The sequence below is a fragment of the Rubeoparvulum massiliense genome (assembly GCF_001049895.1).
In the GTDB taxonomy this organism is placed as follows: domain Bacteria; phylum Bacillota; class Bacilli; order Rubeoparvulales; family Rubeoparvulaceae; genus Rubeoparvulum; species Rubeoparvulum massiliense.
In genome coordinates, this window is the sequence record NZ_CVPE01000004.1 from 337303 (window position 1) to 350431 (window position 13129).

At 39.0% G+C, this 13129-nt stretch carries 7 protein-coding genes and 1 CRISPR repeat array (1 of these 8 cut by a window edge); all 7 genes read right to left on the reverse strand.

The genetic code is table 11. The annotated features are described in order from the left end of the window. Positions 1 to 4859: a CRISPR direct-repeat array (repeat unit 32 nt; unit sequence ATTTCAATCCACGCACCCATGAAGGGTGCGAC) (it extends 1341 nt beyond the left edge of the window). Positions 4860 to 5026: 167 nt separating this feature from the next. Continuing rightward, the gene (cas2, locus tag BN1691_RS04225) at positions 5027 to 5317 is read right to left on the reverse strand and encodes a CRISPR-associated endonuclease Cas2 (protein ID WP_048600967.1); all 291 of its coding nucleotides are present in this window, start codon (positions 5315 to 5317) and stop codon (positions 5027 to 5029) included. 9 nt (positions 5318 to 5326) lie between these two features. Further along, positions 5327 to 6358: a type I-C CRISPR-associated endonuclease Cas1c gene (gene cas1c / locus BN1691_RS04230; protein ID WP_048600968.1), complete on the reverse strand. Its 1032-nt coding sequence runs from the start codon at positions 6356 to 6358 to the stop codon at positions 5327 to 5329. Further along, on the reverse strand, positions 6355 to 7014 hold the full coding sequence (cas4, locus tag BN1691_RS04235) for a CRISPR-associated protein Cas4 (protein WP_048600969.1): 660 nt from the start codon (positions 7012 to 7014) through the stop codon (positions 6355 to 6357). Before cas4 ends, cas1c begins: the two co-directional genes overlap by 4 nt. Continuing rightward, complete coding sequence (cas7c, locus tag BN1691_RS04240; RefSeq protein ID WP_048600970.1) at positions 7004 to 7867, reverse strand: type I-C CRISPR-associated protein Cas7/Csd2; 864 nt, start codon at positions 7865 to 7867, stop codon at positions 7004 to 7006. The genes cas4 and cas7c overlap by 11 nt, the downstream gene beginning before the upstream one ends. 14 nt (positions 7868 to 7881) lie before the next feature. After that, positions 7882 to 9771 carry a type I-C CRISPR-associated protein Cas8c/Csd1 gene (gene cas8c, locus BN1691_RS04245; protein WP_048600971.1) on the reverse strand — a complete coding sequence of 630 codons (1890 nt, stop codon included), beginning with the start codon at positions 9769 to 9771 and terminating at the stop codon, positions 7882 to 7884. After that, on the reverse strand, positions 9768 to 10487 hold the full coding sequence (cas5c, locus tag BN1691_RS04250; protein WP_048600972.1) for a type I-C CRISPR-associated protein Cas5c: 720 nt from the start codon (positions 10485 to 10487) through the stop codon (positions 9768 to 9770). The genes cas8c and cas5c overlap by 4 nt, the downstream gene beginning before the upstream one ends. Positions 10488 to 10683: 196 nt before the next feature. Beyond that, positions 10684 to 13113 carry a CRISPR-associated helicase/endonuclease Cas3 gene (locus tag BN1691_RS04255; protein ID WP_048600973.1) on the reverse strand — a complete coding sequence of 810 codons (2430 nt, stop codon included), beginning with the start codon at positions 13111 to 13113 and terminating at the stop codon, positions 10684 to 10686. Between the last annotated feature and the right edge of the window lie 16 nt (positions 13114 to 13129).

The following is a 13129-nucleotide window of genomic DNA, read 5'->3' on the forward strand; positions in this document are numbered from 1 at the left end:
ACGCACCCATGAAGGGTGCGACTTTTTCACTATCTATGATAGCAAAAGGAGAATACATTTCAATCCACGCACCTATGAAGGGTGCGACTTGAAAAACTAGAAGAAACACAAAGACTAGCAGTAATTTCAATCCACGCACCCATGAAGGGTGCGACACGGAATTCCACCTTTGAAAACTTCATCCCTGGAATTTCAATCCACGCACCCATGAAGGGTGCGACGGGCAGTACGATACACACCATCACCACAGGGGCAGATTTCAATCCACGCACCCATGAAGGGTGCGACCAGCCGTTGCCACAAGATACACCGCCAATGATCGATTTCAATCCACGCACCCATGAAGGGTGCGACCACGGGTCACCTTGCCAAGATTTTAGTATTGCAGGATTTCAATCCACGCACCCATGAAGGGTGCGACTTTGCTGTACTTGCTACTGTACGCGCCAAAAAATGCATTTCAATCCACGCACCCATGAAGGGTGCGACAGTAAAACAGATAATTAGCACACTGGGTGCAAAATTTCAATCCACGCACCCATGAAGGGTGCGACATAATTGAATATAGGTTGAATCATGGGGTAGCTATTTCAATCCACGCACCCATGAAGGGTGCGACACCCAGGTGACTTGTCGATTATTATATTTGACCTATTTCAATCCACGCACCCATGAAGGGTGCGACATCATCAAATCTTGGTACACGTCCAACTTCCGAATTTCAATCCACGCACCCATGAAGGGTGCGACTAAAACGTGATGAAGGAATATTGCAAGTGATGGTATTTCAATCCACGCACCCATGAAGGGTGCGACCATATTCTGCGCGATACATCATGTCATTTTCCTTGATTTCAATCCACGCACCCATGAAGGGTGCGACCTACATATTACATTTTGTAAAGGGGATAACATAATTTCAATCCACGCACCCATGAAGGGTGCGACTCAACTGATTGCATAGGTATAATATTGCTTAGTTATTTCAATCCACGCACCCATGAAGGGTGCGACTAAAAGTTATCGATTCCATAAACCTGCCTTTTTTATTTCAATCCACGCACCCATGAAGGGTGCGACTAAAAGTTATCGATTCCATAAACCTGCCTTTTTTATTTCAATCCACGCACCCATGAAGGGTGCGACAAAGAATTTTACTTATATAGTTTTGACTGGTTTAAATTTCAATCCACGCACCCATGAAGGGTGCGACACCGTATTATTAATTGGATTAGGTATATCTCTCTGATTTCAATCCACGCACCCATGAAGGGTGCGACTTATACAAAAGTACCTTTAGGAGATTGTTTAGCAATTTCAATCCACGCACCCATGAAGGGTGCGACGTAAAAGTTATCGATTCCATAAACCTGCCTTTTTTATTTCAATCCACGCACCCATGAAGGGTGCGACAATCCAGCGGAACCTATCGTTCAAGTATGTGGTAATTTCAATCCACGCACCCATGAAGGGTGCGACAAAAGGGGAATGAGGTGCGCATTAGAGCACGCGGAATTTCAATCCACGCACCCATGAAGGGTGCGACAAAAGGGGAATGAGGTGCGCATTAGAGCACGCGGAATTTCAATCCACGCACCCATGAAGGGTGCGACAAGTTTATCATAATAAGTGTCTTTGATTTTTGTTATTTCAATCCACGCACCCATGAAGGGTGCGACGAGGCAGTAAATGCAGTTTGGTTACGTGCATATGATTTCAATCCACGCACCCATGAAGGGTGCGACTAGAAATCTTTATGGTATTCATTAGATATTGATAATTTCAATCCACGCACCCATGAAGGGTGCGACGGCAATATTGATAAACCTTCTTCGTTTCTTCTAGATTTCAATCCACGCACCCATGAAGGGTGCGACAACATGAGTATGCGAGTTAATAAGGAACTATTGATTTCAATCCACGCACCCATGAAGGGTGCGACGGCGATGGAACTGTATAAAGTCACTTCTTTTTCTATTTCAATCCACGCACCCATGAAGGGTGCGACGTACAACTGGAGGGGTAATCTAAATGAGTTTGATATTTCAATCCACGCACCCATGAAGGGTGCGACGGCGATGGAACTGTATAAAGTCACTTCTTTTTCTATTTCAATCCACGCACCCATGAAGGGTGCGACTGGAAGAGGGTAATCAAACTAATCTAGCTGATGTTATTTCAATCCACGCACCCATGAAGGGTGCGACGATTATTCCATTAAAGTCACGCTATCGCAGATTTAATTTCAATCCACGCACCCATGAAGGGTGCGACGCTTGCAGAAGTTTAGTTGGCTCATCAAGAGTGGAATTTCAATCCACGCACCCATGAAGGGTGCGACCGCATAATTTTGTTTAACTCCTTGTTTAATTCACATTTCAATCCACGCACCCATGAAGGGTGCGACTTGATCGCTATCTTTCAGCAATTCGTTTGTAATAGGATTTCAATCCACGCACCCATGAAGGGTGCGACTTGCATTGGTTAGCTGTATCACTTCGTATTTCTTATTTCAATCCACGCACCCATGAAGGGTGCGACAAGTTTTAGGACAACCCCAAGGAGGTAAGCCAATATTTCAATCCACGCACCCATGAAGGGTGCGACTGTTCCCAGGTAAAACCTAACTGCTCGCCTAGATATTTCAATCCACGCACCCATGAAGGGTGCGACGGATGCAATAAACGCTCCTGAGTTTTCTTTGAGAATTTCAATCCACGCACCCATGAAGGGTGCGACGTGTTCCTTTTGTTCAAGGTAAGCTTGGGGAAGTTATTTCAATCCACGCACCCATGAAGGGTGCGACAGGTTATGCCAAGTAACCTATCCATTTTTGGATGATTTCAATCCACGCACCCATGAAGGGTGCGACGTTAAGTCAGTTGCTATGACGCAAGCTGATGAAGATTTCAATCCACGCACCCATGAAGGGTGCGACGAGAGAAGGAGATCGGTTTGTGTCCATTCCGGAGATTTCAATCCACGCACCCATGAAGGGTGCGACATCGTCGATTAGGTTTTAAATTTACTCGATTAATTATTTCAATCCACGCACCCATGAAGGGTGCGACACCAGCGACAATAAGCGATACAAAAAAAATGCTAAATTTCAATCCACGCACCCATGAAGGGTGCGACTATCACAACTGTAGTGCTCTTCATCAAAAAGACTATTTCAATCCACGCACCCATGAAGGGTGCGACGGTGATAAATCATGAAAACCATGCACATTGCCTGTATTTCAATCCACGCACCCATGAAGGGTGCGACTGTATGACGGTGCTACAAGATACCGATGGCATTATTTCAATCCACGCACCCATGAAGGGTGCGACACTACCTTAGGAGTTTTACTGTTGTCGCATTGAGTATTTCAATCCACGCACCCATGAAGGGTGCGACGTCTTTTCGATAATATCAGGTCCACCTGTGACTGATTTCAATCCACGCACCCATGAAGGGTGCGACGCAAAATGGTATTACAGGTATGACATAATCGACCCATTTCAATCCACGCACCCATGAAGGGTGCGACCGGTCCATATTTTTACTCACCTTCTTCTAGTATATTTCAATCCACGCACCCATGAAGGGTGCGACAATCCAGCTGGCGGAATTAAAAGCATTAGTGTTTTTATTTCAATCCACGCACCCATGAAGGGTGCGACACATCCACCACATGGGGCAAATGGAGCTCTACTTATTTCAATCCACGCACCCATGAAGGGTGCGACGATAGGAGGTAAATCATATGTCACCTTACGAAAATTTCAATCCACGCACCCATGAAGGGTGCGACGAGGTGCTTCGGCAATATACAACATTCCATCATATTTCAATCCACGCACCCATGAAGGGTGCGACTGGATAAACTTGATAACTCATCATGGGAAGGAGGATTTCAATCCACGCACCCATGAAGGGTGCGACTGGTTATCGAATGGAGATTCGTATTTCATATACTATTTCAATCCACGCACCCATGAAGGGTGCGACATTTCTTCCAATCCTACTCATACTGGTTTTAGATATTTCAATCCACGCACCCATGAAGGGTGCGACAATATTGACGTTAAAGAACTAACAGATAAGTTTGATTTCAATCCACGCACCCATGAAGGGTGCGACGTACCACTGTCTCCCCTATGACGATCTAAAAAAATTTCAATCCACGCACCCATGAAGGGTGCGACGAGAGCAGATTGCACCAAAAAAAAAGGAAACAAAAATTTCAATCCACGCACCCATGAAGGGTGCGACAAAAGTACAAAGAAACAAGTGCAGTGTTTGAGATATTTCAATCCACGCACCCATGAAGGGTGCGACGCAATAAGTGATAGCATTATAGATTTTGCATACAATTTCAATCCACGCACCCATGAAGGGTGCGACATAGAATACATTAACAAAAAATAAAATATAGAGAGATTTCAATCCACGCACCCATGAAGGGTGCGACTATACTCGGCAAAATCTGCCAGACTCCAATCCGGCATTTCAATCCACGCACCCATGAAGGGTGCGACCCCAACATAACGTAAGCAGTGTATATGGCAGCATATTTCAATCCACGCACCCATGAAGGGTGCGACGACTTCAAGCGTGAGATGCAATTCGCCATGCCAAAATTTCAATCCACGCACCCATGAAGGGTGCGACGTGCTTGAGGATATAGAGCAACGTGTCTGTATAATTTCAATCCACGCACCCATGAAGGGTGCGACAATACAGTGGTAGATGTTCAGGACTTAGGAGAGTTATTTCAATCCACGCACCCATGAAGGGTGCGACGTCTCAAGGAGAGTCTATGGAGATTCCACCCACTGATTTCAATCCACGCACCCATGAAGGGTGCGACAGCGATTTTAGGCAAAAATCATCTGAAAGCTTTATTTTTTTAACCCAAAAACATCATTTCCTTTATAAGAATAAAGATCCAATAACATTATTTTACATTTTTGGTGATATCATGTGCTAATTTTGGTGCGAATGTGTCATGCTTTTTATGCGCACTATACATTCGCACTAAAGAATTAAGGGACCTTCTAAATCGATCGATTCTTTCACACCAAGATGTTCTACTTTAGTCTTATAATTATTACCCAACTGATAAAACCTAAGGCTATCCTGCTCTTCATCAATAATATTTGCCAGTTCAATTTTTAGTGTCGCAAATTGAGTTGCATCTACTATACATTCAAATACAGAGTTTTGAACACGTTGTCCGTAGTTTTGACATACTTTTGCTACCCTACGTAATCTTTTCTGCCCTGCACCACTTACAGTACTTACATCATACGTAATTAATACCAGCACATGTTACACCTACTTCCACATTAATGGTGGATACTCATCAAGATCATTACGTAAATAACGAGCTAGTAATAATGCTTGTGCATGTGGTACTAATCCCCAAGAAACTTTTTCACCTAGATATGGATGTGTTATCTTTTCTTGCTTTTTGTTTTGCCACGCCGTTAAAAACTTCTTTCGGGCTTCATCTGTCATGATGACTGCTCCACTTTCTTTCTTTAAAAAATCTTCTCGATTAACCACTCTTTTATTAATTAATGATAAGACAAACCTATCTGCAAAAACGCCTCGCAATTCCTCCATCACATCTAGAGCTAACGATACTCTTCCCGGTCTATCCCGATGCAAAAATCCAACATATGCATCAAGTCCGACGCCTTCTAATGCAGATGTCATATCATTTGCTAGTAATGTGTATGCAAATGAGAGCATTGCATTTGCATTATCTAGTGGAGGTCTTCGTGAACGATTGTCAAAATAAAAATCTTCTTTCTGTTGGAGTATCATTTGATTAAACAGTTTATTGTAGCTTAATGCCGCTTGACCTTCCCATCCTCTTAAACTTTCTAAGTCCTCACATTTTCTAACCTCATGAATAATCGATGATAAATGGTGGGAGACTTCTTTGAATTGAGTGACATCTACTCGTAATGGATAGTCTCTTGTCATTCTTTCAATCATCCATTTATGATTGTAAATCTTTCCTATAATAAAGTTACGAGCAATTCTTGCTGACATCGTCTCATCTTCTGATATGAGATATTGTTTCTTTCTTAGGACAACATTTCCCTTACTTTTCCCAATCACTCTCGCAAGGAATCTCCCATTCATTGTTAAAAATACTAATGAGATATTTCTATCAGCACAATACCCCATCAAGGCTGGACTTGCACCAGTGTATCCAAAACATACGATAGATTCTAAATTATGAAGAGGTAGTCTCCCCAATTTCTCTTGATCCTTAAGAAGAACAATATTATCTCCGTCTAAGGATAAATATACGTCTGGTTGTGTTATAAATAAGGTGTTCAATAATTTTTTCATTCATTGATCTTCCCTTCGATATAACTTTTTACAGAACGTTTATTCATTAATTGGGGTAGACAGATATGTTGCAGGGAGCAGTTCTTACAGAAAGAACCTGTCTTGACCTTAGGTGTATACTTACGCTTATAATAAGTATGCATTTCTGCAAACATCAATTTTACTTTATTTTTATTCTCTCTTGTGATAGGTACTGCAACTCGTCGTCGTATTTCATCATAAAACATGTAGCCCATTTCGATATTGCATAATAACATTTCTTCTAGACACATCGCTTGTGCAGTCAATTGCAAAACATCCGCATCATGCGTCTTTGGTTTACCACGTTTATATTCGATTGGATAAGCAACATATGTTCCTTCAACACCATCGATTTCAATACCTTCTGAGTCTGTAATGAACTCAACTACATCACAAACCCCTGTTATCTTAAGCTCATTGGACTTTACAGGCATTGCTCGTACAATCAGTTTATTTCCACGTTTCTCCCTGATAAATGGCTCATCAGCTTTTCGATGAAGATATTGTCCTTCAATGGTTCTAACATTTTCTTCCCACTGCTGCTCAATGTGAATTAGAGCCCATTGTCGGCGACAAAATTGAAAATGCTGAATGCCAGATAACATGAGGTAATTATCTTCATCATTATCGGCCATCAATGACTTCAACCTTTAACCCTTCTAATTCATTGACCGTGAATGCATAATCATTAATCGTCTTTGGATCTTCAACCTTTTTATTTATTTCTAGTAAGCGATGTACTTTAGCAGAAGAGTATTGTCCTAACTTGGAATTATGCTCCCACCAACAAACCTTATGCACCTCCATACTACCATCTGGACGTGCTGCTGATGTATCATTTTCAAACAATGTAACTAGGGCTTGTTTAATTTTTTCTGCATCTTTATTTGTAAATCCCGTTTTTTCAGCTAACTGAGTATTAATACTTCCATAAAACACATAAACACCAAAATCCACACGATGCTTCATACCCATTGTATCTGAACCTTTTTCCTTTCCTGGCTCAGAATTAACGCTCTTTGTAATTTGCATACTTGTAATATCAATGGGATCAACACTGGTTGCAGTATGAATAGAGACTGGCCCCCTCACACCAACAGAAACACCTGTACCTTTTCCTGTACCTTTGAATGCAAAAACTTGTCCAAAACTCCGAACATCAATCCATTCCTTACAAGCAACCATTGCAAAATCATCATTTGAACTATCTTTTGATTTTAATATTTTATCCAATGCTTGATTTGCTTCAGCGCGTTCTCTTAAACTATTAAACTCATCAACTTTTCTATCATTTGCTTGTACAAAAACAGATTCACCCATATCTTGTAAACGATTCCTAGTCTTTCTCTTTATTGCTACATCTGAAATTTCACCATGTCCATCATAATTCTGTCTTGGCCGATTACCATTTAAAGGATCTCCGTTTGGATTTGCTTTAGTTACTGATAGTACAACCGCAAAATCAATTTTGTGATCTAGAATAGACATGTCCATCTCTCCCTTTAATTAGATGCTTTGACTGTCGCATCATTTTTTTCTTTTTTTTGATATAATTCATGACGTTGACTATAAAAACCAAGTAAGTATTTGCCTGATAGGGGTTTATTATTAAAATCATCAAACTGAATTCTAGAAGCCACATCATCAATTAGATTAGATAGGTATATGCCTTTTGTACCTAGTCGAGCTTGATAAGGTTGCAAGCTTTCTTGAATTGTTTTCCACGTTCCTGCTGGATGTCTAGAAAAAGAGTTCATATAACGAATCGCATTGGTAGCTCGCGTTTCCTCTGAACCTAACGCTCGTCTCTCTAATACATCTGCAATCGCTAATAAACGACCGAATAAATAATCACGGTCATTATTCTCTGTATCTAATGCCACATCGTATCCCTCCTGTTTATTGATCAATGCACATGTAATGCTTAGTGTCTTTTCCCACTCCCATTTTTCCATCGATACAGGATTTGAAGCCCGATGAAAGGCACTTCTTACAATATCGATAGGAATTCTTTTTTCATCGACAATACAAGGAAGCAATCGTTCCATGAGGCCTTTAATTACCTTATCACTTGCTTTCGGGCCATATGCAGCAATACCAATATCTTTTGTCGCTGGTGCACCATAGAATTGAACATATTCACCTTGATCATCTTTTCGATAACGATGTAGCCATACACATGTGGAGTGCCACTTTTTTAACCGATCCAAGTATAATTCCTTATTCATATTTCGATAATAAAGGACTGCTAATCGTCCAGTCGTAGCCGAATCAAGGATTAGAATATTAACGCTGGATTTTGTTGATAAATCATTTTTATAGCCATCCAACGCCTTTGAAACCTCATTTGCGAATTCCTGATTGGTGTAGGATATTCTTTCTCGCTTTACCATTGGCGTTAGATCTAATGAAAATGTATCTTCAGTAGGATCTGGAATACTAAGATCATCGTTACCCCATACAAGGAAGACTCGCTGATCAATAATTTTCCCTTGACGATTAATGAGCCACTTTAAAGCATTATGTGCTTTCTGGGAAACATCATAACTAATACTCGCAACCTCATTTCCTGTACTAAAGCGTCCCCGGAAAGTAAACCCACTTGTATCATTAGCAGAAATCAACTTCGCTTTATCTGCAGCATTTCTAATTTTGTTTGCATGTTTGTCTGTACTTGGTAACCTCTTTCCTGTTACATAACAAAGCTCATCGTCGCTCAGTAGATTCTGATAATATCGAATGAAGGATTCATACATCTCAGAGTCTTTCCATACCTTCGTCAAGATTTTATCTGGTGAATAAACATTAAACCGAATAAAAGCACTTTCTTGAGCGCCGCTAACTACCGAAAAAATCAGTGGCTTTTCCCCATATAGAGACTCATACTTCTTATCCCACGTTTCAATTAAATGATCTTGCTCATCTGAAAATAATATCCTCGCATCAACTAAATCTTGTATTAGTTGCTTTTTGCGTAAATATTTATAAATACTCTTTACTTTATTGTTACCATATGGTGATTTTGCCCATTCCTCTAATTGTTTGATATAGTAGGCATAGGGTTCTTCCTTTTTTATTTTTCCACCATATGAAACAAAATCCCCAGCCACATAACTTAATTTATCATGAAGAGGATATGGAGCTATCTTAGATCCAGCACGGTTAGCTGAATCTTCTGTGCATGGAATTAACGTACTTGCATCACTTTTATCAATGACAGTCGCTGAATGGAATTCACCATCTTCTGTTACTTCAACTTCAATATGAGCATTTTGAGTAGTATGAGATATGGGCAAGAGTGTAAATTCTTGACCATTATACTTTTTTTCAATTACACCGACTCGATCCAAATTAGATTCATACGTTTCATATAAATGTAGGAGCCAACTCATTTATTCACCTCCTGTTCTAATTGGAATAACAGGTGCTCTGCTGAAACAACATTTGAATCATCAAAGTGCTTCGATTCCATCTCTTTAACAGTTCGGACTTGCGTACACTCATCGGGTCTAATAAATTGAATAATGCCATTTCTCATGACCGGATTCCATAAACGGACCTCCATTTGGTCTCTACCTGTCTCATCAGGATAGTTTATACCGTGAATCATTGTACCGAGATGAATATCACCATAATTGTCATAGAACCCTTCCCCTTCACCAAAAACACATGGTTCTACATAAGCCTGACATTCTCTAGCTCCTAAGAAAACATCCCTCCTTCCACCAGCATTGAGGGAACGTTTTAAAATGCTGTAGTGTTTATTCTCATTTCGATCAAATTCCATATCTATTCGATTGAGGTTAAAGACAAAATGTGCTTTTACCTGATACTTTACATCTTTCAAATAAGTGTAATTCGCTAGCGTATTCCCTCCGCCATATTCGATGGGTCGTATACCTTTAGACTCCATCTTAATTGAATTCATAACTCGAACTTCATCGATAATCATTAATAACGTTGGCTTCCAATAAATTGATTCCACAATTCCCTTCAATGCTTGATATGTAGGGACTTGGTATGAGAGCTTTTCTCCTCCCATTTTCGTCAAGGGATCGGTGAATAATGCATAATCACCATAGACCTCAAATTCAATTGCATTCCTCATATTTTCACCCCTTTCTTTTTAATTTTTCTTACAATTTAATAGTATCTTTCTTCCAATAGCTTGTCAATGATAAATCATATATTATATGAATTATATTATTTGATTATTGTTATGATATAATTAATCGTCGCTTTTAAAGCGTGGATTGAAAAATATATTATATTATTTAAAAACCTATCTTTAAAAAGATAGGTTTTTAATACATAAGTGTTCCTAGTTGACTATCGTTATTGATATTGAGACCAAATTCCTCATTATAGGCTCCTTCTTTAAGCATGAAAATTTTTCCATCTAAATAGCTAACAAGTCCACCGTTCTTCTCTAGTTGGTCTTTTTCATAAGCATAAAGATTAATGGTATACTGTTGAGCTTGCTTCAATAAAAGAGTCATATCTTCAATTGTCCGATTACTATTTAATTCTGCAATAATATTTTTACCTTCCTTATAGGGTACAATTACTGATATGGTTATATTGTCGATCACACGGAAATTTTCTGCTGCTGTTTTGTAACTGTTTATCAGAAATAATGGTATCGCTTCTCCTACCTTCTGCTTATTAGCATGGTAATAGCTGCTTTTTCCCTTTGGTGCAGTTAATAACTCTGTCATTTCTTTTTTTAATTTTGGGATAAAATAATTTAAATCAGATGAAAACTCCGTATAGTATTCCTGAAAATATCTCTCCATTGCTTGTTTTGATAATATTTGACCCCCATGTTTTGTTTTATCACGTGCAATATCTAATAGTATTCTTCTTGACACCTGTTTCCCGATCTTAATCTCCTTTAAACGTTCTAAGTTCTCCTCTGCATGATCAATAATATAGACATTTTGAATGCCCTTTTCTCCATGTCGATTACATCTGCCGGCTGCTTGTGCAATGGAATCCAATCCGGCCAAAGACCGAATAACACAATCAAAACTTATATCTACCCCTGCTTCAATTAATTGGGTACTAATACAAATGATTTTGTTTCCTTCATTAAGCTGTTGTCTTACTTTAGATAAAGTTTCATTTCTGTGTGCTGCACACATTGATGTACTTAAATGAAATATCGGTATTTGTTCTTCTTGCTCCTTTAGTAGGTTATATAAATTTCTAACAACTGACTTTGTATTTAAAATGATTAATACGCTTTGAACTTCTTCCATCTTTGATTTAACAAAATCAGCTAGCTTCTCAGTATTAAATGTTCCATTACTAGCTATGTCAATGATATTCACTCGCTTAAAAGCTTCAATAACCTGAGGAAGGTTATCAATCATCTCTGCATCAGTATTTATATCTAACTTATTTTCGACAAAGTCCAATGCCGGCTGCGTTGCAGTACAGAGAACAATACTAGAATTACAATAGGCTTTTAAAAAATTTAATGCGTCATTAAATAGTGATACACAGGATACCGGAACCTTTTGAACTTCATCAAATATAATCACTGACTCACTTAAATTATGAAGCCTTCTAATATTCCGACTTCCTTTTGCATAAAAAACATCTAAAAACTGCACCATCGTTGTAAATATAATCGGTGAATCCCAGTTATCTTTCGCCAATTTTAATTTTTGTTGTACACTGATCAGCCCATCTTGACTCTCATCATTATCGTTGGAATCCTCAACTACGTTACAATGATGTTCCAAAATATTGGCTTTATCCTTTAAAATTTGGCGTACTTCTTCAGCATTTTGTTCAATAATTGTTGTATAAGGAACAACATAGATAATCCGTTGTTTGTGATAAAGTTTCGCATGCCTTAGGGCATATCTTAGGCTTGCTAATGTTTTACCACCACCCGTTGGAATCGATAATGTATAGATGCCCGATGGTTTCTCAGCAGATTTTTCACATTGATCTGACATCTCTCTTCTCAACAGATTAATTGGTGTATTTGCATTTTTTTGTTTTTTGAAGGAGTTCATTTTATCCATGAGTCTTTCATAATAAATTTGAAATAACTCTTTATGATTAGTTAATGGCTCATTACTCTTATCTTCTTCAAATAGTCTTGTATTTGTTCGATCCGCATCAATTAATGTACTAAAAATAAATTTTGATAAAAACATGAGTTTCTTTTGATTGCTTTCTTCTATTTTCTCAAGTAAAAAGCGTTCTAATTCATAAGCGGCCTTATCAACATAATCATGGAAGTCTGTTTCGTTTATAACTTTTTTAAAGAATTGTTTCTTTGACACCTCAAATTCAGGCAATCCCTTGTCGCGTACTCTATTTAAGTAATCTGATTGCAACTCAGGATTGAGGAAATCTTGGAGAAAAGAATGATGAGATATGATCGCATTACCAACAACCTCCGCTAGGATTCCTTTATAAGGATTATTGTTCCCCCCTGTATGAAAAAAGTCATACAACAGTTTACCTCCTGCAGTCGAGTGATCAACACTCCCCCTCTTAGGTGGTGAATCTGGATTCCTTACAGCTTCCATGATGTATTCTCTAAACTCTTCTGTATATTTTCCAAAATCATGTAGCATGCCTGCTAAACCAGTTAAATGTTTAACGCCAATTTTTTCTCCAATGGACTCCGCCAGCTCTTTTACTTCTATTAAATGAGCTTCAACTGTCTGTATCTCATTGTCCCTTTCACGGATATGAGCAATAGAATTCATCATGACACTACCTTTC

What these genes read in the sequence shown, in the direction of transcription:
- cas1c (WP_048600968.1), bottom strand. Translation starts at nt 6,358, where the DNA reads ATGAAAAAATTATTGAACACCTTATTTATAACACAACCAGACGTATAT.
- cas5c (WP_048600972.1), bottom strand. Translation starts at nt 10,487, where the DNA reads ATGAGGAATGCAATTGAATTTGAGGTCTATGGTGATTATGCATTATTC.
- cas4 (WP_048600969.1), bottom strand. Translation starts at nt 7,014, where the DNA reads ATGGCCGATAATGATGAAGATAATTACCTCATGTTATCTGGCATTCAG.
- cas7c (WP_048600970.1), bottom strand. Translation starts at nt 7,867, where the DNA reads ATGTCTATTCTAGATCACAAAATTGATTTTGCGGTTGTACTATCAGTA.
- BN1691_RS04255 (WP_048600973.1), bottom strand. Translation starts at nt 13,113, where the DNA reads ATGAATTCTATTGCTCATATCCGTGAAAGGGACAATGAGATACAGACA.
- cas8c (WP_048600971.1), bottom strand. Translation starts at nt 9,771, where the DNA reads ATGAGTTGGCTCCTACATTTATATGAAACGTATGAATCTAATTTGGAT.